Below are 24,021 nucleotides of genomic sequence, written 5' to 3'. Positions count from 1 at the left end.
TCAAGCAGAAACGACGCCCGTGGCCGTGGGGCGCAGGGGGCGCCCGTGCCGCTTCGGCCACGGGCGTCGCCCGTGCGTGCGTGGACCGTACGGCGGCCCGTCGGCTACACCGCGGACTCCGGGGCGATGCGGCTGCGGACGGCCGACTGGACGTCCTCCTCCTCCGCCGGATCGGTGGCCAGGCGGCGCAGTCTGGGCGCGACGCGGGCGTCGGCCGTCTCGGCGTGGCGGGCCGCCACCTCGCGGGTGGTCTCCTCGCAGTCCCACAGGCACTCGACGGCGAAGCCCGCCGCGAAGGAGGGGTCGGTGCTGGCCAGGGCCCGTGCGGTCCGGCCGCGCAGGTGGGACGAGGCCGTCTCGCGGTAGATGTGGCGCAGCACGGGGGCCGCGCAGCCGATGGCGAGGCGGCCGGCCCCGTCCACCAGGGTGAACAGGCGCCGGGTGTCCGGGCCGGAGCCGCGGACCGTGGAACGAAGGGCGCCCAGGACCAGGCTCGCGTCCTCGGCCCCGCCGCGGGCGGCCAGGGTGGCCGCGGCGGCCTCGCCCAGCGCGTCGGGGCGGTGGACCCAGCTCCGGGCCCGTTCGACGGCCCCGGGTCCGCACATGCGCTCGAAGGCGGCCACGGCGGGCTCGTCGGCGGCGATTTCGATGAGGTCGAGGACGGCCGGGTTGTCCGGTTCGGCAACGACCAGGTGGTGCAGGGCGGTGGCCCGGGCGGCCTCGCCGTCGGCGCCGGCGGCGGCCGCGAGGATGGCGGAGCGGTCCTCGGGCTGGGCCACTGCGGCCAGGCAGCGGGCTGCGGGGACGTGCAGCGGGGTGCCGCGGCGCAGTCCGTCGGCGGCCCAGTCGAAGACGGCCTGGACTCCCCAGCCGGGCCGGGGCCCGCTCGGGGTCATCTGCCGCTGCCAGCGGTCGAAGGAGCCCTGCTGACGGGCGGCGCGCAGGCGCTCCCCGTACTGCGGGGTCTCCTCCCACAGGCACCACGGGCGGGGCTCGTAGGCATCGCGGACGGCGGCGGCCAGCCGCGCCTCGCCCTCCGCCGTGGCGGGAAAGCGGGCGAGGACGGCCGCGGCCAGGGACCGCAGGCCTTCGTCGTCGTCGCGCAGTGCCAGCTCGTCGAGTGCCCAGGCCCAGTTCGCCCCGGAGGCCGCGTAGCGGCGCAGCAGCATGAGCGCGTCGTCGCGGCCGTACGAGGCCAGGTGGCCCAGGACGGACAGGGCGAGGCCCGTGCGGTGGTCCTCCTCGTCGACGAGGTCGTCGGCGCTGAAGAGGTGGGCCTCGATCTCGCCCAGGGGACCGCTGAGGTCCAGGTACAGCCGGGCGTAGTACAAGGAGCGGTTCTCGACCTGCCAGTCCTGGCGCGGATCGCGGAGCACGCACTGGTTGAGGGCCTCGAGGGCCTCCGCCCTGGGTGCCGCGAGTGCGTGCAGCGTGCCGTCGCCGCGGCCCCGCTGAAGGAGCCCGAGCAGGGTACCGCTCGGCGCTATGACTGGTTCGAACATGGGAATGGCCTCAAATCAAGCTGGGGACGCAACCGGGAATCGGGATTCACAGGGCCGCGTAACAGCATGTGAGGACGTCCGCCGTCATGTTCCGCTCGATGTAGACCATTGCCTTCTCACTCTCGTCGGTGCTTCGTGACCATGGAGGCCGGGCCGGCCGGTACACCCTTCGTGTCTCGCCCGCTTCTGCCCGTCCCCCGTGCTCGCGAATCGAATCCGACGCCATGATGACCCAGCCGGTTTGTGCGCCGCGACCACATTTATGGCTGCCGTGACCAACCTGTGAGGTCGGGATGTGCCCGGGCCGGTCCGGATCCCAGGCAAAACCGGACTACTTGGCTCCGAAAAGTTCCAGCAGGTCTGCCTTGGCGAACATCCGCGCCGTGTCCACGGCGGACGGGGTTCCGGCCTCCGGATCGGCCCCTCCGGCGAGCAGGGCACGGATGACGGCCTCCTCGCCCTTGAAGACCGCACCGGCGAGCGGGGTCTGGCCGCGGTCGTTGGCGCGGTCGGCCTCGGCGCCGCGGGCCAGCAGGGCCGAGACCGCGTCGGCGTGGCCGTGGTAGGCGGCGAGCATGACCAGGGTGTCACCGCGGTCGTTGGTGAGGTTCGCGGGGACACCGGCGTCCAGGTAGGCGGTGAGCGTCTCGGTCTCACCCTGGCGCGCGAGGTCGAAGATCTTGGTGGCCAGCTCGATGACGTCCTCGTCGGGGACGTCCTGGGAACCGGAGCCGGAGCCCTCTGCGGCGTGCTCGCTCATCGTTCGTAACCGCCTTTCACTCGAATTTCACTCGTTGCCGACATGGTCCACCCGCCGTCACGCCACCGAGTCCCGCTCGGGGCCGAGCGGGCAGGGGGGTGCACGGCGCTGCGTCCGTACGGGTGAATCGCCAGAGTAGCGCCCTGGCCTGCACATGTCCGGGCCGGGCCGAGGCAATGATCACCCTCGGCCCTCCGGCTCGCCGGGCGGGCCGGGCACGCCAGCCGGGCTGAGCCGGTCAAGTGAAAAACTCCTGGATTCACCCGTATGCACCTTTTGTCGCATTGATACTTCCTGTGAGCCTGGAAGAACTGATGGCGACTGTCCCCACCAACCAGGAGAAAACCTCATGGTCCTGTCCATCTCAGGCGTGGTCCTGCTCGGCATCATCTGCTTCCTCTTCTTCAAGAAGGACGGGATGAAGCTGTCGCACGCGTTCGTCTGCGCGCTCTTCGGTTTCTTCCTCGCCGGCTCCGCCATCGCCCCCAGCATCACGGCGAGCACGGCGAGCCTCGCGAGCCTGCTGGGCGGGATCAAGCTCTAGCCCGGCCATCACCCAGCGACACCAGCGGCACCCGAAACACCGTCACACCCACAACTCCAGGAGACGCCCGTGGTCCGGCGCCCACTTCCCCGCATCCTCAGCAGCGGCACCGCGTCGCTGACCCGGGGCCGCGACCTCGCTCGCACGGCCGCCGACAGTGCCACGGACGTCCTCCATCCGCTCCTCGTCATCGGACGCGGCCTGCGCATCCTGGCCGCGTCCGGGCGGCGCCGGTGGTCGCAGACCCCCAAGGACAAGCGTGGTCCCGCGCTGTTCCTGGGAGCCGCCTGCGTCCTGGTGGTCGCACTCGTGCCCTACGGCCCGCTCCTCGCCCTGTTCACCCTCATGGCGGCGGCGGCCTGGCACGGACGCGACCGCACCCCGGCGAAGACCGGACCCAGCGATGCCGAGACCGAACGGCTCGGCTCCCTCTACGAAGCCCTCGTGCCGTACTTCTCCGTTCCGGAGGACCCAAGTCCGCTCTTCGCCCACGGCGGGGACTGGGACACGGCCTTCAGCGGCTACGAGTTCGACGAGGCGGGCCGCATCACCCGGCTCCACATCCGCTACCCGGCCTATTTCACCGACGGCGAGGCCACCTCACGGGCCCGGATCGAGGCACTGCTGCACGCCAAGTCCGGGCGCGGACGGGAGTATCTCTTCGACTGGGACGAGGAGGGCAACCAGCTCGACCTGAGGGTGCTGGCGGCGCTGCCGACGGGCATCGCCGCCCAGCAGTTCGTCACCTCCCCCGGCGAGACCGTCCTCGGCTTCACCGACGCCGGCAGTGTCCAGCGCACCCTGCCCGTCCTGGAGGGCGACGAGCCGCGGGACGTGCCACCGGTCATCTGGCGCACCGGGCCCCGCTCCACCGAGCCCCACCTGCTCGCCGTCGGCCAGCCCGGCAGCGGCACCTCCACCCTGCTGCGCTCCGTCGCCCTGCAGGCCCTGCGGCACGGGGGCCACGTAATGATCGTGGACGGCGGCGGCAGCGGCGAGTACTCCTGCCTGTCCGGCCGCAGCGGCGTCCTCGCCGTGGAGTGCGGGCCGACCGGGGCGCTGGCCACCCTGGAATGGGCCGCACGGGAGACCGAACGGCGGCTCATCGCCACCCACCGGGCACGCGAGGTCGGACGGCCCGCGCCCGAGGACACCCGGCGGCCCCTGTGGATCCTGCTGGACCAGCCGAGCGTGCTGGCCCACCTCGCCGTCGCCGAGGGCGGCCCCGACCCGCTGGCCCAGCTGCAGGTGCCGCTGCGGCACGGCCGGCCCGCGCACGTCACGGTGGTGGTGGCCGAGCAGTTCGGGCACCTGGAACTGCTGAACGACGCCGTCTGGCAGCACACCCGCGCCCGCGTCGTGCTCGGGCCCGCCGCCATCCAGCAGATCGCCGACGTCCTGGGGCTGCCGCCGCACACCACCCCGACGGCGCAGGTACCGCCGGGGCGCGGGTACGCCCGGCTCGGCACCGGGCCCGTACACCGGCTGCAGGTGCCCGCCACCCCGGACCCGTACGACGAAGCCACCCACCCGGCGTACCGCCAGGCCGTGCTCGAGCTGCTGCCGGAGCGGCAGCAGGGCGGCCCGGGCGCCGGCGGCCAGGACCCCACGGCGCTCACCAAGCCGCTCCAGGGGCTGCCGCCGGCCCAGGGGCAGGGCCCGGCCGCCGACGCGGCGGGGATCCCGGAGGCCGCGGAGGCCCCGGAGGTCGCCGCCGAGGCGCCCTGACCCGCGGCGGGGGCCAGGTCGCCGCCGAGGCGCCCTGACCCGCGGCGGGGGCCGTCGGCTCCGCTACGCCACGAACGTGCGCGGCGGCTCCGCCCCGCTGCCGCCCGCACCCGTGCCGACCAGCCGGGCCGCCGCCGCCAGCCGGGAGGCGGCCTCCTCGGCCACCGGCCCGCCCACGGTGAACGGCAGCCGGACATAGCCCTCGAAGGCGCCGTCGACGCCGAACCGCGGCCCCGAGGGCACCCGTACGCCGACCCGCTCCCCCACCTCGGCCAGCCGGGAGCCGGAGAGCCCGCCCGCACGGGCCCACAGGGTCAGCCCGCCCCGGGGGACGTCGAACTCCCAGTCCGGCAGTTCCCGGCGCACCGCCGCGACCAGCGCGTCGCGGTTCTCCCGGGCCTGCCGGCGGCGGATCCCGACCGCCTCCTGCCAGCCCCCGGTGCGCATCAGCCAGTTCACCGCGAGCTGTTCCAGCACCGGCGTGCCCAGGTCGGCGTAGGCGCGGGCGGCGACCAGGCTGCGGATCACGTCGGGGGCGGCGCGGACCCAGCCGATCCGCATGCCCGCCCAGAAGGCCTTGCTCGCGGAACCCACGGTGATCACCGTGCTGCCGGCCGGGTCGAAGGAACACACCGGGCGAGGCATCTCCAGGTCCGGGTCCAGCTGGAGCTCCACCATCGTCTCGTCGGCCACCAGGACGGTGCCGGCCGACCGGGCGGCCTCCACCATGGCGCGGCGCTGGTCCTCGGAGGCCAGGGCCCCGGTGGGGTTGTGGAAGTCGGCGACCACGTAGGCGAGACGGGGGGCCGAATCGCGCAGCACCTGCCGCCAGACGTCCATGTCCCAGCCGCCGAGGCCGCCGGCCATGGCCACGGGGACGAGCCGGACCCCGGCGGCGCGCATGAGCTGGAGGATGTTGGCGTAGGAGGGGGACTCGACGGCGATCCGCTCCCCGCGCCCGGCGAAGAGGCTGCAGATGGCGTCGATGGCGCCCATCGCGCCGGTGGTGACCATGATCTGCTCGGGCATCGTCGGAATGCCCTGCTCCGTATAGCGGTCGGCAAGCATCCGGCGCAGCGCCGGCAGGCCCGCCGGGTAGTCGCCGTGGGTGTGTGCGTACGGCGGCAGCTCCTCCAGGGCGCCCTGGACGGCCTTGGTGAGCCACGGCTCGGGGGCGGGGAGGGCGGCGCAGCCGAGGTCGATCATCGAACCGAGGGACTCGGGCGGCAGCGGCTCCAGGCCACGGGCGGGCAGCGGGTTCCCGGCCGGGACGGAGGTCCAGCTGCCGGCGCCCCGGCGGGACTCCAGGAACCCCTCGCCGCGCAGGGCCTCGTACGCCGCGGCGACGGTGGTGCGGCTGAGGGAGAGGGCGACGGCCAGCTCCCGCTCGGCGGGCAGCCGGGCGGCGACCGGGACGCGGCCTTCGAGGACAAGGAGGCGGATGCCGTCGGCGAGGGTCCGGTAGGCGGGCAGCTTCCGCGCCCCGGGGACGCTGGGCCGCTCCTGCTGCGAGGTGATGAGGCGGGCGAGCTGTGCGGCACCGACCGCTGAGGTCCATTCGGCCATGCTGTCCGGTCCACCTTCGTCGAATTGGCCTCGCCTGCGGGCGGGCGCGGCCCGCATTGGATTGCTTCCGCCCCCACACCCTGTCACGTCGGGGTCCACCGGGACCAGTGGCGGGGGGTACGGGACGGCGCGACAGCGGGGGGCCGTGCGGCCGAGACGGCGCGCCCGTTCACCACGCAGCCATCCGGCCGCACCCGCCCCACGGGTCACAGGGGGCATACTGCCGCCGTGACGCACGTACGCCTTCGCCATCCGTATCTGGACCACCCGGCTCCGATCCCCTTCGCGCACCGGGGCGGTGCCGCGGACGGGCTGGAGAACACCGCCGCCGCCTTCCGCCGGGCATCCGAAGCGGGCTACCGGTACTTCGAGACCGATGTGCACGCCACGGCCGACGGCAAGCTCGTCGCCTTCCACGACTCGACGCTGGACCGGGTCACCGACGGCCGGGGCCGGATCGCCGAGCTGCCCTGGAAGCAGGTCCGCGAGGCCCGGGTGGCGGGCACCGAGCCGCTGCCGCTCTTCGAGGAACTGCTGGAGGAGTTCCCGGACGCCCGCTGGAACATCGACGTCAAGGCCGAGTCGGCGCTGCACCCGCTGGTCAACCTGATCGCGCGGACCGGGATCTGGGACCGGGTCTGCGTGGGGTCCTTCTCGGAGAGCCGGGTGGCCCGCGCCCAGAAGATCGCCGGCCCCCGGCTGGCGACCTCCTACGGCGTGCGCGGGGTGGTCGGCCTGCGGCTGCGCTCGTACGCCATTCCCGCGGCGCTGCGGGTGGGTGCGGTGGCGGCGCAGGTTCCGGAGATCCAGTCCGGCATCCGCGTGGTCGACCGCCGGTTCGTACGCACCGCGCACGAACGGGGACTCCAGGTACACGTCTGGACCGTGAACGAACCGGAACGCATGGAGGCTCTCCTCGACCTGGGTGTCGATGGCATCATGACCGACCGGATCGACATCTTGCGCACGGTGCTGGACCGGCGCGGGGCCTGGGCCTGACTCGCCCTTCACCCCTCGCGCGGGCCCGGCGGCCGCTGCGGTACGGGACCAGCGAGGGGGACACCGCATGACTGCGGAAGACAGCAGCAGGACCGAGGAAGCGGAACCCGGGGCGGAGGACGGGAGAACGGCGGCCGCCACCGCGGCGACAGTCGCGACCGCCGAGCGCAAGCGCGAGCAGCGCGGCTGGTACTTCTACGACTTCGCCGTCTCGGTCTACTCGGCGAGCGTGCTGACCGTCTTCCTCGGCCCCTACCTGACCGAGCTGGCCAAGAGCGCCGCGGACCCCGAGGGCTTCGTCCACCCGCTGGGAATCCCGGTGCGGGCCGGTTCCTTCTTCGCCTACTCGGTCTCGGCCTCGGTGATCCTGGCCGTCCTGCTGATGCCGATGGTGGGAGCCGTCGCCGACCGGACGGGGCGCAAGAAGCCGCTGCTGGCGGCCGCCGCGTACGTCGGCGCCACGGCGACGACCGGGATGTTCTTCCTGAGCGGCGACCGCTACCTGCTGGGCGGCCTGCTGCTCGTCGTGGCGAACGCCTCGCTGTCCGTCTCGATGGTGCTCTACAACGCCTACCTGCCGCAGATCTCCACACCCGACGAGCGCGACGCCGTCTCCTCACGGGGCTGGGCCTTCGGCTACACCGCCGGCTCCCTGATGCTGGTGGTGAACCTGGTCCTCTTCCTGGGCCACGACTCCTTCGGCCTCACGAAGAGCGACGCGGTACGGATCTGCCTGGCCTCGGCGGGCCTGTGGTGGGGGGCCTTCGCGCTGATCCCGCTGCGCCGGCTGCGGGACCGGGCCGTGGTCCGGGATCCGGGGGCCGCTCCCGCCGTCAGCGGGTGGAAGCAGCTCATCGCCACCCTGAAGGACATGCGGCGCTACCCGCTGACCCTGTCGTTCCTGCTCGCGTACCTGATCTACAACGACGGCGTGCAGACGGTGATCTCTCAGGCCTCCATCTACGGCAAGGAGGAGCTCCAGCTGGAGCAGTCCACGCTGATCGGGGCGGTGCTGCTGGTCCAGATCCTGGCCGTGGCCGGCGCCCTGGGCATGGGCCGCCTCGCCCGCGTCTACGGGGCCAAGCGGACGATCCTGGGCTCCCTGGCCGCCTGGGCGGTGACGCTGGCGGCGGGATACTTCCTGCCGGCCCGGACTCCGGTGTGGTTCTACGCACTCGCGGCGATGATCGGACTGGTGCTGGGCGGGAGCCAGGCGCTGTCGCGCTCGCTGTTCTCGCACCTGGTGCCGGCGGGCAAGGAGGCGGAGTACTTCTCCGCGTACGAGATGAGCGACCGCGGGCTGAGCTGGGTGGGGCCGCTCGTGTTCGGCCTGACCTACCAGCTCACGGGCAGCTACCGGGACGCGATCATCTCGCTGGTGGTCTTCTTCGCACTGGGATTCGTGCTCCTGGCGCGAGTGCCGGTGCGGCGCGCGGTGGAGGCGGCAGGCAATCCTGTACCGGAGCGGATCTGAACGCGGGTCCGCGAGTGCGCCCCGCCCGGATCCACGAACGAATTCCGAACGAATTTAGACGTTCAAGCAAAGGGCCGGTAGTGTACGCCTTTGGCCTGCCAGGCGGACCGTTACTGCGCGCTCAAGAAGCGTGGACGTTGGGTGACATCTGCTGCCAGATGTGACAAAACGGGCACTGGTGGGTACAACAAGGGGCGGCACGACGGGCGACGCACGACCCGGAGCGGGAATCTATACCGCCGACCGGACGTTGACCGGATGACGACGACAGCGACACCTGTCCTGTGGGCGACAAGCCCGGGAGGCACGATTCATGAGTGAGCGAGCTCTCCGCGGTACGCGCCTCGTGGTTACCAGCTACGAGACGGACCGCGGCATCGATCTGGCCCCGCGCCAGGCGGTGGAGTACGCATGCCAGAACGGACATCGATTTGAGATGCCGTTCTCGGTTGAGGCAGAAATTCCGCCGGAGTGGGAGTGCAAGGCGTGCGGCGCCATGGCACTCCTGGTGGACGGGGATGGGCCCGAAGAGAAGAAGGGCAAGCCTGCGCGAACGCACTGGGACATGCTCATGGAGCGACGCACCCGCGAGGAGCTGGAGGAAGTGCTGGCCGAAAGGCTTGCAGTCCTGCGTTCCGGCGCCATGAACATTGCCGTGCATCCGCGGGACAGCCGCAAGTCCGCCTGACAGCCGGACGGATACACAAGCCGAGGGGCCCCGCCACACACTGTGTGGCGGGGCCCCTCGGCTATTCACGTGCCACGAATCCCCCTGGCCTCCTGGGCCCTGGTCCGGGCGATCTTCGCGGCCCCCCGAAGCTCGCCCGGCCAGGGCCTAGGGTGCCAGCGGCGGGCGGTACGCCGGGTCGGGGCCGTCCTGCTGCCCCGGCCGGTCCTCGCGGATGACCTCGCCCTGGACGACCTTGCCGTCGGGCTGGTGGATACGGGCCTGCTGGAAGGCGTCACCGAAACTGCCGGCCGGGGCCGAGGCCATCTTCCGCTCCAGCGAGCGGGCCGCCCTGCGGCCGATCCAGGCCCGGACGGGCGGCAGCAGCAGGACCAGGCCCGCCACGTCGGAGAGCAGCCCCGGCAGCATCAGGAGCAGGCCCGCCAGCATGGTGAGGCCATTGCCCTGGCCGGGCTGCTGCGGGGTGGGCTGCTGCCCCTGCTGGGCCTGCTGGAAGGTGTTCGCCAGGTTCTTGAAGGCACGCCGCCCGGCCCGCTTGATGACCACCGCACCGAGGACGATGCCGCCCGCGAGCAGCGCGGCCAAGGCCGGCCCGCCGGCCACGTCCGCCACCACGGTGAGCAGCCAGATCTCCAGGATCAGCCAGGCGGCGACCGCCAGGGGGAGGAACGTACGGGCGGGCGAACGCCGCCGGGGGGCCGTGGGGGTGCCGGTCGTCATGCCCTCCAGTGTGCCTGGGGACGCGTAAGAGCGAGCTCAGCCGGAGGTACCGGGCATCCCCTAGGGGGCGTCGTGCCGGTCAGGCCCCGCCGCCCGGCTTGCCGGTCCCCTTGCCGCCGTCCCTGCCCAGCAGCCTGGACGCCTGGGCCTTGATGCCCCACTGGGTGACCCGCCACAGGGCCTCGACCAGGATGTCCTTGCTCATCTTGCTGTCGCCGAACTCTCGCTCGACGAAGGTGATGGGCACCTCCACCACGCGGAAGCCCTTCTGCACGGCCCTGCGGGCCAGGTCGACCTGGAAGCAGTAGCCCGCGGAGGCCACCTCGTCCAGGCCCAGGCCCTCCAGGGTCTCGCGGCGGAAGGCGCGGTAGCCGCCGGTCACGTCGCGCATCGGAAGGTTCAGCATCAGCCGCGAGTAGGTCGAACCACCGCGCGAGATGAACTCCCGGCTCTTGGGCCAGTTCACGACGCGGCCGCCGGGCACCCAGCGCGAGCCCAGCACCAGGTCGGCGCCGGCCAGCGCGGTCAGCAGGCGGGGCAGCTCCTCGGGCTGGTGGGAGCCGTCGGCGTCCATTTCGACGATCACTCCGTAGCCGTGCTCCAGGGCCCAGAGGAAGCCCGCCAGGTAGGCGGCGCCCAGCCCCTCCTTGCCCTTGCGGTGCAGGACGTGCACGTGGTCGTCACCGATCGCGAGCTCGTCGGCGAGCTTGCCGGTGCCGTCCGGGCTGTTGTCGTCCGCGACGAGGATGTGGGCCTCGGGCACCGCCGCGCGCACGCGCCCGACGATCAGCCCGATGTTCTCCGCCTCGTTGTAGGTCGGAATGATCACCAAGGCTGTGCCGAGCGGCCCGTAGGTCCGCTGTCCGCCGTCGCTCACTGAGTCCCCTTTGTGCTCTTGCACGTCCTGTACGACTGGTCGCAGAGGATGACTTTAGAACAGGGATCGGGGCCCGCGGTCCTTCGGGCCGGTCAGACGCCCGCTGGCTGCGGGCCGCCGTGACCGTTGTCTACTGGACCGCCGGGCCCCGACCTGGGGCCACCCGCCGCCCGGCGAAACCTTCCCTCGCCCCCGAGGCGCGGGCGCGCTGCGCAGACGGAGTCGTCCGGCACGGACTTCCTGCTTGGTGGACCCGGCCGAACCTATCCGGGTCCGGCCGCCGGTACCGAACCGAGGCCCGCCGGATCACCCCTGTGGGCGTACGAATACCTCCCGCCCGCCGACGACGGTGGCGAGGCACACCGGCAGTTCGGAACCGGGGGTCAGGTCGGGCAGTCCGGGGGTGCCCGAGCGGGGGTCGGTGGACCAGCGGGCGACCCGGTCGTCGGGGGCCTGGACCACCAGGTCGCCCGTCTGCCAGACCGCGTAGTCGGCGGGCGCGCCGGGGACGAGGGTGCCCGCGTCGTCGCGGCCCAGCGCCCGCCAGCCGCCCCGGGTGTGGGCGGTGAAGGCGGCCCGTACGGAAATCCGGTGCTCGGGGGTCCGGTGGAAGGCGGCCGCGCGGACGGTGCCCCACGGGTCGAGCGGGGTGACCGGCGCGTCCGAGCCGAAGGCCAGCGGGACACCGGCCTTGAGCATGGCCGCGTACGGGTTGAGGGTGCGGGCGCGCTCGGCGCCGAGCCGGTCGGCGTACATGCCGTCCTCACCGCCCCAGGCCGCGTCGAAGGCGGGCTGCACGGAGGCGGTGAGGCCCAGCTCCGCGAACGCGGCGATGGTGGCCGGGGTCATCATCTCCGCGTGCTCCACCCGGTGCCGGGCGGCGCGGACGCGCGCCAGACCGACCTTCTCGGCGGCCGCCCGGACGCCCTCGACGACTGCGGTGACGGCGGCGTCGCCGATGGCGTGGAAACCGGCCTGGAGCCCCTCCTCGGTGCAGGCGGCCACGTGTTCGGTGACGGCGTGCACGTCGAGGTATTCGGTGCCGGTGTGCGCGGCGTCCGCGTAGGGGTCGTGCAGGCAGGCGGTGTGCGAGCCCAGGGCGCCGTCCACGAACAGGTCGCCGGCGGCTCCGACGGCCCCGAGCTCCCGGGCCAGTTCGAGGTCCCGGTCGGCCCAGTACCCGAAGACGCGCGGCCCGGGCCGCCCGGCGGCCAGGGCCAGCAGAGCGGTGAAGTCCTCGGCGGAGGAGATCTCGGGCCCGCCGCACTCGTGGACGGAGCCGATTCCGAGGGAGGCGGCCCGGTCGAGAGCGGCCCGCTGGGCCTCGGCGCGCTGGGCGGGGGTGACGGCCGCCAGCGCGGCCCGCCGTACGGCGTGGTGGTCGTCACCGGTCAGCGGCCGGTCACCGGCGGTCCCCACCCCCGGGACGAGGGCGAGCAGGGCCGTGGTGACCACGGCCGAGTGCACGTCGACGCGGCTGAGGTAGAGCGGGCGGCCGCCGGTGGCCTCGTCGAGCTCGGCGCGGTGCGGCGCCCGGCGCTCGGGCCAGCGGGCGGCGTCCCAGCCGTGCCCGAGGAGCACCCGGTCGGCCGGACGGCCCGCGGCGTACGCCCGTACGAGGTCCAGCGCGGCGGACAGGGAGCGCGCTCCGCTCAGGTCCAGCCCGGTGAGGGCGAGGCCCGTGGAGGTGGTGTGCACGTGGGCGTCGGTGAAGGCGGGCGTGACGAGCGCGCCGCCGAGGTCGACGACCTCGTCCACGCCCTGCGCGAAGGCGTCGGCGGCACCCTCGGAACCGACCCAGGCGATACGGCCGCGCTCGACGACCATCGCGGTGGCGAAGGGGTCGGCGGGGCTGTGTACCTCGCCCCCGCGGAGGAGGACGGTCCTGGTCGGTGCTCCGGCGGCGTCGGCGGAGTGGGCGGTGCGGTCAGTCATGCCGACCAGTGTCCCGCGTCGCCCACCCCGGCCCGACCACCGGGTCCCCGCTCAGACGCGGGGCGGGCGGGCCTCGTAGGGGGTGGACAGGACGACCGTCGTGCGTGTCGCTACGTGGGCGAGGGCGCGCAGGCGGCCCAGGAGGTCTTCCAGCTCCAGGGGGGTGGCGACGCGCACCTTCAGGATGTAGTTCTCGTCGCCCGCGACGCTGTGGCAGGCCTCGATCTCGGGGACGCCGGCCAGCCGGTCGGCGATGTCGTCCGGGGCGCTCGGGTCGAAGGGCTTGACCGAGATGAACGCGGTCAGCGGCAGGCCGACGGCCTCCGGGTCGACCACGGCCGCATAGCCGCGGATCACCCCGCGCTGCTCCAGACGACGTACTCGCTGATGGACTGCCGACGTGGACAGTCCCGTGGCCTTGCCCAGATCCGTGTAGCTCATCCGCCCGTCCCGCACGAGCAGATCCACGATCTGGCGGTCCAGCTCCTCCATTGCGCTCATAGCCGCTCAACTTACGGCCCAAGAGCGCTCCAGGCCCAGTGCTGTCCGCCCACTGGAGGCATCTGCGGCAGGCATGTGACCAAGGCCACAGGGGTATGCAGGTGGAGGCCTGTCTGTTGTGGTTACTCGTGACGCTCGACGGGAATTGGTTGCTGTGGCCGAGGCCGAAGAACCTGCCCGCCCGGCCCACCCAAGGGGGAGTACATCCATGCTGAACACCAAGCGCACCGGTCGCACCGAACCGGAGCCCCTGGAACTGCTCGATTCCGCGGACGGCGCGTACCCGGACGACGGCGGGGACGGCGATTACCTCGACGACATCGAGGGATTCGAGATCCACCACGCGATCTGCCCCGACTGCGGCCAGTCGATCGCCCTCGTCGCGGACGAGGAGTACCTGCCGCAGCACGCGCTCTGCCTGACCCCGTGGAACCCCTTCGGCCTCACCGTGTGCGCGGGCACCGGGCGGCCCGCCACCGACGCGCTGCCCACCGTCGGCATGATCCAGCCGGTGGAGGCGCCGGAGCCGGCGTCCGTCATCCTCTCGGCCCTGCCCCAGGGGCTGGACTGGCGGACGCAGCCCTTCTCGCACGTCGGCGGTCCGGGCTCGCGTCCGGTGCGTGTGGTGAGCCCCGTGCTGCCGCGGCCGCAGACGCGGCAGCAGCACGCCCAGGCGGCCTGACGGCCGCCCCTCTCCCTTACCAGTACGTTCCCTGCACCATGGCGGCCAGGCTCGCGTGGTGCAGGATCAGGCTGTCCGGATCCGCCGGGACCTCGACCTCGCCGAAGTGGGCCTGCCGGTAGGCGATGCGCAGCATCACGATCCCGTGGCGCAGGGCCGCGTAGAGGGTGTGGAACTCCATGTCCCGCGGGGTGTGCCCGGTGAGTTCGGCGTACCTTCGCTCCAGGTCCTCGCGGCGCAGGAAGTCCGGCAGACCGGGCTGACCGAAACCGACGGTGAGGTCCTGGAAGAACCGGTGCAGGTACACGGTCCAGCCGAGGTCCACCTCGCGCGGGGCGTACGCCGCCATCTCCCAGTCCAGCACGGCCACCGGCGTGAAACCGTCGTAGATGACGTTGCCGATGCGGGCGTCCCCCCAGTTGAGGACGGCGGGACCCTCGTCCTGCGGCCACAGCTCCTCCAGGCGGGCGAACGCCCGCTCGATGAGCGGGGACGGGGCGAGCCCGCCCACCACCCAGGAGTAGTAGGCGCGTTGGGCGTCCACGTGCCGGCGCAGGGGCGTGCCCTCGCCGTCGGGGAGGAGGAACTCGGCCTCCTTGGACGGGAACTGGTCGTGCAGGCGGGCCAGCAGCGAGATGCTCGCCTCCTGGAGGTCGGCGCGCTCGGCGTCGGTGGCGGCGTGCAGCCAGTTGCCCTCGTAGGTGTAGGGCATCACGTCGGGCGGGACGCGGCCCTCCGCACGGGCCATGACGAAGAACGGCGCCCCCAACGGCCCCGGATCCGCCTCCAGCCACTGCACGCGCGGGACGGGCACGTCCGTGTGCTCCGCGACCAGGCTCATCACACGGTGCTGGCGCGGCATGTCGTACGTCGGGAAGACGGTGTAGGCGGCCGGGTCGGCGGCGAGGCGCAGCGCGCAGGCGCGGAGCGGGGTGCCGGGGTGCTCGATGTCGAAGAGCAGGGTCTCGCTGGACATCCCGTTGGAGCCGGGGACGGAGACGTTGGTGACCTCGGCGCCGGGGAGCCTGGCGTCCAGCCAGACGGCGAGGCGGCGGCCGAGCTCCTCGGGCTCCCGGGTGGAGGTGCGCGGACGTGGTGCGGTGGCCATGGATGAGCCCCTTTCCTGCTGGTCCTCGCGGTCCTGGCGGGTGCTGACCGGTGCTGACCGGTGCTGACCGGTGCTGACCGGTGCTGACCGGTTCTACTGGGCGACGGAGGAGTAGTCGGCGAAACCGCTCGGGTCGTGTCGCCCGAAGCTGCCGTGCTCGAAGATGCCGTAGCCGGTCTGCCCGTCGAGGGTGAAGCGGGCCGAGTGGTCGGTCACCCCGAAGGCGGCCATCGGGTGGGCGGCGGGGTCGGAGAGGTCGTACACGCGGCGGTCGCTCCAGCCGCGGCCCTGCCAGGTGCCGTGCTGCCAGTCGGCGGCGGGCGGATAGCCGGCGCCGACGGCGAGCGGGGAGGAGTTGAGGATCTCCACGCCCAGCTCGAGGGGCTTGCGGGAGGGGTCGGTGAGGTGGACGACGGCCCGCTCGGGGTGCCGGCTGCCGGGCCGGTAGCGGATCTCGGTCTGGGGCCAGCCGAGCTGGACGTCGCGCCGTCCGCTGCCCTCGGGGAATACCTGCACGGCTTCGTTCAGGGTGCGGTGGCCGTCGGCGTCCTCCTGGGCGATGACCATGACGAAGCGGTCCTCGAAGCGGACCGGGATCCACAGCCAGTGGAATCCCTCGGGGCGGTGCTCCTCGGCCGCGCGGCCGCCCTCCTCACCGGGAATCGGCCGCACGCCCCAGCTCCGGTCGCGGGTGCCGGTCCACTCCCCCGGCGTGAGGGCGAACTCCTCGCCCTTGGCCCGGACGGTGCCGGTGACCTGGCCGGCCTGGACGAAGCGGCGGCCTTCGAGCATGAGGCGGTCACCGCGCCGCTGGATGTGGTGCGGCTCCCAGACCGCGGGGAACTCGGCGGTCCAGGTGATGTCGTACGAGAGCCCGTGCGGGTCGGCCGGATCGGGAGCGCAGCGCAGCGTGAGCTGCTTGAGCGGCACGTCGACGGTGATGGACAGGGGTCCCACCGAGAGGTTCATCCGGTCGTCGGTGAGGGCGTCGGAGGCCCGGACGGCCAGGAGCTCGTCGCCGAGGCGGAGGGTGGCGTAGGCGTCGATGACCCCGGCGTTGGGGTAGACGCCGAGGCCGAGTATCAGGACGGCGCGACCGGCGTGGTCGAAGACGTGGAAGATGCAGCGGTCGTAGGCGTTCCGGTCACCGCTGACGAGGTGCTTCATCGACAAGGGGGCCTGGTGGACGGGGTATTCGTCGAGGGCGACGGGCCGGTCGGCGGGCATGGCGGACCTCCTGGACGGACGGCTTCGGGCTGGCTTCGGCCTGGCTTCGGGGGCGACTCAGGCGGATATGACGGTACGTCAGAAACCGGTCCGGGGACCAGCCTTCTGGCACGGTGTGACAGAGCGACGCGCTGTGCCGGGTGTAGGGCGGGGTCGGCAGGAGCCGGGCGGGCGGGGTCAGGCAGCGCGGCGGCGGGGCGCGGGAGCCGCTCGGCCGGGGCCGGGACGGCGCGGCGCAGACCCGGGGCAGCGGAAGCAGAGCGACCGGGAGCGCGACACTGGACGGAGGCTCCGGGCAGGCGGAAGCCACTCGGCCGGAGCGGAACGGCGCGACGGAAGCCCGGGGCAGCGAAAGCAGAGCGACCGGGAGCGCGACACTGGACGAAGGCTCCGGATAGACGGAAGCCACTCGGCCGGCATCGGGGATGCGTATGGGGGTTTCCCGTCAGTCTCATCGTCTCTCCGGTTCGGGCCGGTCCCTCAAGGGCGCTCGTTCCTCGCGTCGCTACGCGATGTCGCTGCGCTCCACCCTTGACCGACCGTCCCGCCCCGGAAAGTCGAAGACAGCCGGGAAACCCCCAAAAGAACGAGCCGGGCGGCAAGAGACCATCAGGGCGATCAGAGATGCCCGACCCGGTCGGGCGCAAGAGGCACGACGGACAGGCGGGGCCCATGGCTGCCATCGGCCGGGTCGGTGGGGCGCGCCACATCGCTACGCGCTCCTCACCTCTCAGCGTCCGACGACCGCCTGTGGCTGGACATAGGCCGCCCACGGTCTCGGTTCGGTGCCCGCTATGCGTCCGGCGACCGTCTGTGGTTGGGCATAAGCCGCCAGCCCCCTCGGGCGCTCCTCATGAGAGGCGTCTGACGGCTGCCGGGGGGGGTGGAGGAGCGTCTGACGGCGGCTATGTCGAGGTGAGCTCGGGTCAGCGAGTGCGGGCGGCACGGACGGTTGACCACTTGCCCTAATTACCCTTGTTTGTGCGTGAGTTTGTGGTGCCGTCCTCGCGCTGACCCGCCCCCACCTCGGCTGAGGCGAGGAATCAGCCGTCAGCCCCCTCACCGGCCCCTGACGGCGGCCGGTCGCAGTCAAAGAGGGAGTGCTGAGGCTGTGGGCCGCCTATGACCAGCCACAGACGATCGTCGGACGCGGGGAGTGGGAAACGCCCAGGCAGTGGGCGGCCTATGTCCAGCCACAGACGGTCGTCGGACGCTGGGACGTGAGGAGCGCGTAGCGATTGGACGCGCTCACCGACCCGGCCGATGGCTGTGATGGGCCCCGCCTGTCGGACGTGCCCCTTGCGCCCGACCGGGCCGCGGCATCTCCGACGAGGCCGTCCCTTTGTCCTTGGCCCGGCTCGTTCTTTTGGGGGCTTCCCGACAGTCTTCGACTTTCCGGGGCGGGACGGTCGGTCAAGGGTGGCCGAAGGCCATCGCGAAGCGACGCGACGAAGGAGCGCCCTTGAGGGACCGGCCCGAACCGGAGAGACGATGAGACTGACGGGAAACCCCCATACGCATCCCTGATGCCGGCCGAGTGGCTTCCGTCTATCCGGAGCCTTCGTCCAGTGTCGCGCTCCCGGTCGTTCTGCTTTGGCTGCCCCGGGTCTCCGTCGCGCCGTTCCGGCTCCGGCCGAGTGGCTTCCGCCTACCCGAAGCCCCCGCCCCACCTCACCATCCCGACCGGCCGGCTCCCCCCGCCCCGGACCCCGCCGCGCCGCCCCGGCCCCGGCCGAGGGGCTCCCGCACGCCCGAAGCCACCGCCCCACGTCTCCATCCCGACCGGCCGGCTCCCGCCGCCCCGGACCCCGCCGCGCCGCCCGTGCCCCGGCCGAGGGGCTCCCGCACACCCGAAGCCCCGCCCCACGTCACCACCCCGACCCGGCCGGCTCCCGCCGCCCCGGACCCCCGCCGCGCCGCCCCGGCCCCGGCTGAGTAGCCCCCGCACACCCGAAGCCCCCGCCCCCGGCACAGCGCCCCGCCCCCGACCCCGCCCCCCGGCGACACCTCGAACGGATAGCCGCACCCCGGGGGCGATTACCCGGCCCTTCGGTTCCGCGTTGGCCGGGTATGACCATGCTTCAGTCTTCAACGGGCCGAAGGCGTCGCCCGGTGCCGCCGGGTTTCGAAGAATCGGTTCAGCGTCCGCGTGAGCAGCCGCAGCAAGCGCCCGATCCGCCGATCTACCGCGACCTGCTGGCACGGTGGGCCGACGCCGGGCGGACCCTGCCCGGCCGGCGTGACCCGGAGTGGTCGCGGCTCACGTCCTCCCCGGTGTGGCCCACCACGAGCAGCGGGCTGTACTGACCGCGGTCAGCGCGTCTCCGGGCCCGCCAGGTGGCGGGCGATGACCATGCGCTGGATCTGGTTGGTGCCCTCCACGATCTGGAGCACCTTCGCCTCGCGCATCAGCCGCTCGACGGGGAAGTCCGCCGTGTAGCCGTATCCGCCGAGGACCTGCACCGCGTCGGTGGTGACGGACATCGCCGCGTCGGTGCAGAACAGCTTGGCCATGGCCGCCTGGCGGGAGAACGGCTTGCCCGCGTCCCGCAGCCGCGCCGCCGCGAGGTACAGCGCGCGGCCCGCCTCGATCTTGGTGGCCATGTCGGCCAGCATGAAGCGCAGCCCCTGGAAGTCCGCGATGGGGTGCCCGAACTGCTTGCGGTCCAGGGCGTACGTCAGTGCCTCGTCCAGCGCGGCCTGGGCCACGCCGATGGCGCAGGCGGCGATGCCCAGGCGCCCCGCGTCCAGCGCGGCCAGGGCGATGGTGAAGCCCTGGCCCTCCTCGCCGATGCGGCGGGCGTCGGGGACCCGTACGCCGTCGAAGTGCAGCTGGGCGGTGGGCGAGCCCTTCATGCCCATCTTCTTCTCGGGCACGGCGGCGGTCAGGCCCTCCGCGTCTCCGGGGACGAGGAAGGCCGTGATGCCCTTGGGTCCCTGGGCGCCGGTGCGCGCGAGGACGGTGTAGAAGTCGGCGACTCCGCCGTGGGTGATCCAGGCCTTGGTGCCGGTGATGATCCAGTCGTCGCCGTCGCGCACCGCCTTGGTGGTGAGCGAGGCCGCGTCGGAGCCGGCGGCCGGTTCGGAGAGGCAGTAGGCACCCAGCAGGCCGCCGCCGAGCATCGCGGGCAGGTGGGCGCCCTGCTGCTCCTTGGTGCCGTAGCCGGCGAGGCCGTGGCAGGCCAGGGAGTGCACGCTGACGCCGAGCCCGACGGTGAGGCGGGCCGCGGCGAGCTCTTCGAGGACCTGGAGGTAGACCTCGTACGGCTGCTCACCGCCGCCGAATTCCCCGGGGTAGGGCAGGCCGAGCAGACCGGCCTCGGAGAGCAGGGTGAAGACCTCCCGCGGGAAGCGGCCGGAGTCCTCCTCGTCGGCCGCCTTGGGGCGGATCTCCCGCTGCGCGATCTCGCGTACGAGGGCGAGGAGGTCCCGGGACTCCTCGGTGGGCAGCTGTCGGTCCACCGGCTGCGGGGCGCGGTCAGTCATGGCGGCGCTCTCCTCCCTGGTCGGGCACGGCGGCGACGCGTGAGGTGTGGGACGCGCCGCCGGGTCTCGGATCTCTCACAGCCGATGTTGCCCTCCCGGATCACGGAAGGGGCTGTCAGCGGCTGCGGCGGCTTGAGTATGCCCGATCAGTGGCTTCCCGTCACCGGGGCAAGATCACCTATGGGGTCGGACGGCTCTTCGGGGGCGGGAGGTGCCGGACACTCCGGGACGAACTCCTCGATCACCGTCAGTGTCGCGCGCAGCTGGCGCACCAGCAGGCCGGCGAGCTCGGCGCGGTCGGGCTGGTCCGGGGCGCTCAGCCCGCCGATCCAGTCCAGGGTGGTCCCTTCGACGCCGGACAGCCAGCCGACGAGGGCGAGCCGGGCGAGCGGCGGGAGGGTGCGGCGTCCGTACGCGCCTTCGGCGATGGTGGCGACGAGTTCCTCGCGGACGGTGTCGCGGATGGCGAGCACCTCGGCGTCGGATCCGACGCCGCCGGTGACGATGGTGCGGTAGGCGGCGTGGTGGTGCTCGGCGTAGTACAGGTAGCCGTCGATGGTGCGGCGGACGCGTTCCGCGTCGGGGAGGTCGGTGTCGCCGCCGGCGCGGGCGACGAGTTCGGCCACGGAGTCCTCGACGATGGCGAGGTAGTAGCCGCGCTTGCTGGCGAAGTAGTAGTAGATCAACCCCTTGGCGACGCCCGCCTGTTTGGCGATGTCGTCCATGGAGAGCGCGTCTCCCGCCGCTCGTCTTCGTGACCCGGGTGAGTGCCGAGCAGGCGCTCGTGGCGTCGGACGTGATCGTCACCGAGGGCCACACCGACGGGCCACACCGACGGGCCACGGCTGGCGGCCTCGTGATCCCGGGGGGCTAGAGCCAGCCGACCTGGGTGACGAACATGGCGACGACGACCACGAGGGTCCAGCCGAGTACGTGTTCCAGCCAGGAGGAGTCGTCCTGGGGGCCTCCGGTGCGGACGAGGTCCTTCGGGGCGGCGATCGGGGCGGCGCTGTCGGCAGTCATGCCGCCCAATGTGCCAGCGTTCGCGGCTTTCGCGGTAGAGACGCCCTGGGTGGCATGCGTCACGCAAACGCAGACAGAAGCAGGCAGAGTCGGACAGCCCAGGCCCGGCAGCAGGAGGCCGGGCCCCGGCCTCCTCGGTCGGGGCCCGGCGCGCTCGTCCATCCGGCGCCCGGCGTCTCGCTCCGGCGCTTCCTCCGGTGCCCGGGTCAGACGCGGGACTCGCGGTTGCGGCCCGCCATGCCGGCCATCGCGAGGCCGAGGCACAGTGCGACGCATCCGGCGATCACGTTGCTGACCACCGTTCGCGTCGTGTCCATCTCACCGGCGATGACCCACGGGGCGATGATCGTCCACGCACCGAGGGCGACCGCCGTCCACGCCATCGCGTGGGTGCGCTCGTAGGCGGAACCCAGACCGCCCATGCACAGGCAGAATGCCAGGCCGGCGATCAGGTTGTTGATGGCCAGCGGGGTGAGGTCGCTGAATCCCGCGATCCACGGCGAGGCCGCCAGGTACAGGCCCGTGATCAGGGCCAGTGCTTCGACGGCCTGCGCGGCCGGTGTGCTGGTCACCCGCTCGAACCGGGTGCGCATCTCGGCGAGGTCGGGGTGGTGCTCGATGCTGGGGTGGGTGGTCATGGCGGGCCGCCTCCTATTGAGAAGCCTTTATGTGCCATTTACCCCACTATATTCCGCTTACCCGTGCGCTCGGTCAACGGGGAAATTCGCGGCCTCCTCACAACACGCCCACCGCCCGCAACGCACGGACCTGCACCCGGTTCGGGAGGGCCGGGGCGTAGAGGTAGCAGATGCCTCCGGATCCCGAGGTGACCTTGCCGGAGACTCCCGTGCGCTTGGTCCGCAGCCAGATATTCTCCCACTCGGCGCGCTTGTAGACGCGGCGCACGGCGGGGTTGTCGGGCGAGTTGGGGTCGTTGGCGATCACGTCGCCGGCGGCGGTGAAGCCGATGACGGTCATCAGGTGGCCGGCGGTGCCGTAGCCGGCGCCCGTGAGCTCGTCCGGACGGAAGGACTGGGAGGTGATGACGGGGATGCCGGCCCCGACCAGGGTCTCCAGGTCGGTCAGGGAGGTGAGGCGGGTGACGACTCCGGCGAGCCCGCGGTAGGTGGCGGCGTACGCGGCGTTGAAGGGCCAGTTGCCGCAGCCCTTGTAGGCGGCGTCGTAGGTGGAGCGGGCCGCGTGGCAGATCTGCGGGTCGGCGTACTTGGGGTTCACCCAGGTCAGGGAGGAGGCGGCGGCCCTGCCGCCCCAGTACTCGATGATCATCTGGGAGGAGGTGGGGCTGCACCAGGCCTCGCCGCCGTTGTCGTACTCCGGGTACTGGCCGACGTGGATCTCCTGCGAGTAACGCGGGACCTTCAGCTCGTGGGCGGTACCGGAGGGGGTGGAGGCGGGGACGGTGAAGCGGTCCGGGACGTCCGAGACCATGGCGCCGGCGAGCCACACGGTGGGACCGCTTCCGGCGCCCGGCCTGCGGTGGAGGGTCAGCCGCAGCTGCCAGGCCGCGATCCGCAGACCGGCGGTCACGGCCGGGGTGTCCAGGGCCAGCGTGTCGGTCCACACGGTGGACCTTCCGTCGGTCTGGCCGTCCACCGAGGTGCGGCGGATGTCGCCGTCGCCCGAGGCCCAGCGGCCCATCACGTACCAGGGGGTGGCGGTGCCGTCGGAGTAGGTGCCGCGCAGTTCGGCCTGGATCCAGGTGCCGGCCGGGGTACGGGCGTTCCAGGAGGCGATGGCCTCGGTGGCGGGCACGGTGGAGCGGTGCACAGGGGAGGTCCAGGTGGCGTACTCCCAGGTGCTCTTGCGGCCGGTGTGCGGGTCGGCGTACTCGGTGCGGCCGACTGCCGCCGCGATCTCCAGGCCGGGGCGGGAGCCGCCGACGGCGGTGGTGCCCTGGTGGGTGCCGGCGAGCCAGTGGCCGTAGGAGTACCAGAAGCGGTTGTCGACGGTGGGGCCCGGCGTGCGCGGGGCCGGAAGGGTGGCGGCCGCCGAGGCGCCGCCGCCGGGGACGGTGGCGGCGGCGGCCGCGGTGGCGACCGCGAGCGCGGCGACGAGTACGGACCTGCGCGGCGTGGCTTCGGTCATCGCGTGGTTCCCCCAGGGTGGGTCGGCACTTCGGTGACACTCGGTGGCACTCGTGGCACTCGGTGGACTCGGTGGACTCAGTGGCTTCACCCTTCCATTTCCCGGCGGCGGCGGCCCGAAGCCACGGGTCGTGTCGGGCTTGTCTACGCTGGTCGGGTGGAGCCACAGCAGTCACTTGAGTCACTCGCCCGGGAGCTCGCGGCCCTTCCGCCCTCCCTCGGCGCGGTGCGCCTGATCGGGATCGACGGGCATGCCGGATCCGGGAAGAGCACCTTGGCGGGACGGCTCGCCGAGCTGCTGGGCGCGCCCGTGCTGCACCTGGACGACGTGGCCACCCATGAGGAGCCGTTCGGCTGGGAGGAGCGACTGCGCGCACAGGTGCTGGAGCCGCTGGCCGCCGGGCGGCCCGCGCACTGGGCCCCGTACGACTGGGTGGCGCGCCGGTTCGGGCCGGAGCGGGTGCTGGAGCCGGCGCCGGTGCTGCTGGTGGAGGGGGTCGGAGCCGGGCGGCAGGCGTTGCGCCCGTGTCTGGCGCGGCTGCTGTGGGTGGAGACGCCGCGCGAGGAGTCCTGGCAGCGGGGGCGAAACCGGGACGGGCGTGAACTTTCCGACTTCTGGGACGGATGGGAGTGCGCGGAGCGCGCGCACTTCTCCAACGACCCTTCGCGCCCCTTCGCCGACACCCTGGTACGCCAGAGCGGTACGGGATACGAGTGGTCTTCCGGGGCCCGTGCGACGGCGGGAACCTCCACTTCCGTCACGAAGAGTGACGACCTCCCCCGGGCCTGAGCGACCCCGTACGCCGGCTCCGCCGGGCCTCGACCGACCCGCTTGACCTGGGACACGCACCGGCCTTACGTTCTCAATGCGAGGCCCTTACAGGCCGACGCGGACACGAAGCCCCCGATTGTTCCCCCGTGATCGGGGGCTTCGTTCTGCCCGCGAACCCCCTCCCCGGTGGTGTCACGCGAGGCCGATCCACCCGGATCCTTCACCCAGCGTCACCACACACCCCAGGGGCGCACTCCGGAACCGGGTCTGTCGCGCCCTACGTAAGGTGCGTGACCGCGGGTACGATGCAGCCCTGATTTCATC

The 24,021-nt window shown here is 72.7% G+C and carries 21 protein-coding genes; 7 read left to right on the top strand and 14 right to left on the bottom strand.

All coding sequences use genetic code 11. The annotated features are described in order from the left end of the window. Window positions 1–104: 104 nt before the first annotated feature. Both ACGFZK_RS22550 and ACGFZK_RS22545 read right to left on the bottom strand, forming a co-directional pair. Window positions 105–1,502, bottom strand: coding sequence for a HEAT repeat domain-containing protein (locus tag ACGFZK_RS22550; protein ID WP_393850659.1), 1,398 nt, complete (start codon window positions 1,500–1,502; stop codon window positions 105–107). A 331-nt stretch (window positions 1,503–1,833) separates the two neighbouring features. Further along, complete coding sequence (locus ACGFZK_RS22545) at window positions 1,834–2,262, bottom strand: ankyrin repeat domain-containing protein (RefSeq protein WP_393850658.1); 429 nt, start codon at window positions 2,260–2,262, stop codon at window positions 1,834–1,836. Between the two features lie 349 nt (window positions 2,263–2,611). Here ACGFZK_RS22545 and ACGFZK_RS22540 point away from each other — a divergent pair, with 349 nt between their 5' ends. Then, window positions 2,612–2,806 carry a hypothetical protein gene (locus ACGFZK_RS22540; protein WP_008743136.1) on the top strand — a complete coding sequence of 65 codons (195 nt, stop codon included), beginning with the start codon at window positions 2,612–2,614 and terminating at the stop codon, window positions 2,804–2,806. Window positions 2,807–2,875: 69 nt separating this feature from the next. Then, window positions 2,876–4,534 carry a hypothetical protein gene (locus tag ACGFZK_RS22535; RefSeq protein ID WP_393850657.1) on the top strand — a complete coding sequence of 553 codons (1,659 nt, stop codon included), beginning with the start codon at window positions 2,876–2,878 and terminating at the stop codon, window positions 4,532–4,534. 63 nt (window positions 4,535–4,597) lie between these two features. Here the strand turns inward: ACGFZK_RS22535 and ACGFZK_RS22530 are convergent, their stop codons facing one another. Then, complete coding sequence (locus ACGFZK_RS22530) at window positions 4,598–6,100, bottom strand: PLP-dependent aminotransferase family protein (protein ID WP_393850656.1); 1,503 nt, start codon at window positions 6,098–6,100, stop codon at window positions 4,598–4,600. A 228-nt stretch (window positions 6,101–6,328) separates the two neighbouring features. Between ACGFZK_RS22530 and ACGFZK_RS22525 the strand changes: the two genes are divergently transcribed. The 3 genes from ACGFZK_RS22525 to ACGFZK_RS22515 all read left to right on the top strand — a co-directional run bounded on the left by ACGFZK_RS22525 (window position 6,329) and on the right by ACGFZK_RS22515 (window position 9,261). Beyond that, entirely contained in the window at window positions 6,329–7,099 is a 771-nt protein-coding gene (locus ACGFZK_RS22525; protein ID WP_393850655.1) for a glycerophosphodiester phosphodiesterase, read from the top strand. Between the two features lie 67 nt (window positions 7,100–7,166). Continuing rightward, entirely contained in the window at window positions 7,167–8,573 is a 1,407-nt protein-coding gene (locus ACGFZK_RS22520; protein WP_393850654.1) for an MFS transporter, read from the top strand. Window positions 8,574–8,886: 313 nt separating this feature from the next. Then, window positions 8,887–9,261 carry an RNA polymerase-binding protein RbpA gene (locus ACGFZK_RS22515; RefSeq protein WP_007262928.1) on the top strand — a complete coding sequence of 125 codons (375 nt, stop codon included), beginning with the start codon at window positions 8,887–8,889 and terminating at the stop codon, window positions 9,259–9,261. A 147-nt stretch (window positions 9,262–9,408) separates the two neighbouring features. Here the strand turns inward: ACGFZK_RS22515 and fxsA are convergent, their stop codons facing one another. From fxsA to ACGFZK_RS22495, 4 genes are all read right to left on the bottom strand, one after another. Then, on the bottom strand, window positions 9,409–9,981 hold the full coding sequence (fxsA, locus tag ACGFZK_RS22510; RefSeq protein ID WP_393850653.1) for an FxsA family membrane protein: 573 nt from the start codon (window positions 9,979–9,981) through the stop codon (window positions 9,409–9,411). A 79-nt stretch (window positions 9,982–10,060) separates the two neighbouring features. Next, on the bottom strand, window positions 10,061–10,858 hold the full coding sequence (locus tag ACGFZK_RS22505; protein ID WP_393850652.1) for a polyprenol monophosphomannose synthase: 798 nt from the start codon (window positions 10,856–10,858) through the stop codon (window positions 10,061–10,063). Between the two features lie 306 nt (window positions 10,859–11,164). After that, a complete protein-coding gene (locus tag ACGFZK_RS22500; protein ID WP_393850651.1) occupies window positions 11,165–12,793 on the bottom strand; it encodes an amidohydrolase in 1,629 nt (542 codons plus the stop codon). Window positions 12,794–12,844: 51 nt separating this feature from the next. Then, window positions 12,845–13,285, bottom strand: a complete 441-nt coding sequence (locus tag ACGFZK_RS22495) for an Lrp/AsnC family transcriptional regulator (RefSeq protein ID WP_030030904.1) — start codon at window positions 13,283–13,285, stop codon at window positions 12,845–12,847. A 217-nt stretch (window positions 13,286–13,502) separates the two neighbouring features. Here ACGFZK_RS22495 and ACGFZK_RS22490 point away from each other — a divergent pair, with 217 nt between their 5' ends. Continuing rightward, window positions 13,503–13,976 (top strand): hypothetical protein, encoded by a 474-nt coding sequence (locus ACGFZK_RS22490; RefSeq protein ID WP_393850650.1) that lies wholly within the window; start codon window positions 13,503–13,505, stop codon window positions 13,974–13,976. Between the two features lie 16 nt (window positions 13,977–13,992). Here the strand turns inward: ACGFZK_RS22490 and ACGFZK_RS22485 are convergent, their stop codons facing one another. The 7 genes from ACGFZK_RS22485 to ACGFZK_RS22455 form a co-directional block, all read right to left on the bottom strand. Further along, entirely contained in the window at window positions 13,993–15,084 is a 1,092-nt protein-coding gene (locus ACGFZK_RS22485) for a phosphotransferase family protein (protein ID WP_393850649.1), read from the bottom strand. A gap of 93 nt (window positions 15,085–15,177) precedes the next feature. Further along, window positions 15,178–16,311 (bottom strand): hypothetical protein, encoded by a 1,134-nt coding sequence (locus tag ACGFZK_RS22480; protein WP_393850648.1) that lies wholly within the window; start codon window positions 16,309–16,311, stop codon window positions 15,178–15,180. A 2,313-nt stretch (window positions 16,312–18,624) separates the two neighbouring features. Beyond that, window positions 18,625–19,797: an acyl-CoA dehydrogenase family protein gene (locus ACGFZK_RS22475; protein ID WP_393850647.1), complete on the bottom strand. Its 1,173-nt coding sequence runs from the start codon at window positions 19,795–19,797 to the stop codon at window positions 18,625–18,627. 146 nt (window positions 19,798–19,943) lie between these two features. Next, complete coding sequence (locus ACGFZK_RS22470; RefSeq protein ID WP_393850646.1) at window positions 19,944–20,522, bottom strand: TetR/AcrR family transcriptional regulator; 579 nt, start codon at window positions 20,520–20,522, stop codon at window positions 19,944–19,946. 145 nt (window positions 20,523–20,667) lie between these two features. Next, window positions 20,668–20,820: an SCO1431 family membrane protein gene (locus tag ACGFZK_RS22465; RefSeq protein WP_393850645.1), complete on the bottom strand. Its 153-nt coding sequence runs from the start codon at window positions 20,818–20,820 to the stop codon at window positions 20,668–20,670. A 206-nt stretch (window positions 20,821–21,026) separates the two neighbouring features. Beyond that, on the bottom strand, window positions 21,027–21,458 hold the full coding sequence (locus ACGFZK_RS22460; RefSeq protein WP_393850644.1) for an SPW repeat protein: 432 nt from the start codon (window positions 21,456–21,458) through the stop codon (window positions 21,027–21,029). A 97-nt stretch (window positions 21,459–21,555) separates the two neighbouring features. Then, a complete protein-coding gene (locus ACGFZK_RS22455) occupies window positions 21,556–22,926 on the bottom strand; it encodes a peptidase C39 family protein (RefSeq protein WP_393850643.1) in 1,371 nt (456 codons plus the stop codon). A gap of 156 nt (window positions 22,927–23,082) precedes the next feature. On the opposite strand from ACGFZK_RS22455, the gene ACGFZK_RS22450 reads away from it, so the two are divergent. Further along, complete coding sequence (locus tag ACGFZK_RS22450) at window positions 23,083–23,715, top strand: uridine kinase (protein WP_393850642.1); 633 nt, start codon at window positions 23,083–23,085, stop codon at window positions 23,713–23,715. Window positions 23,716–24,021: the final 306 nt, after the last annotated feature.

The sequence above is a fragment of the Streptomyces sp. NPDC048257 genome (assembly GCF_043201855.1).
Classification (GTDB): domain Bacteria; phylum Actinomycetota; class Actinomycetes; order Streptomycetales; family Streptomycetaceae; genus Streptomyces.
Note: the sequence above shows the minus strand (reverse complement) of the source record. Positions and strands in the feature narration are given on the sequence as shown.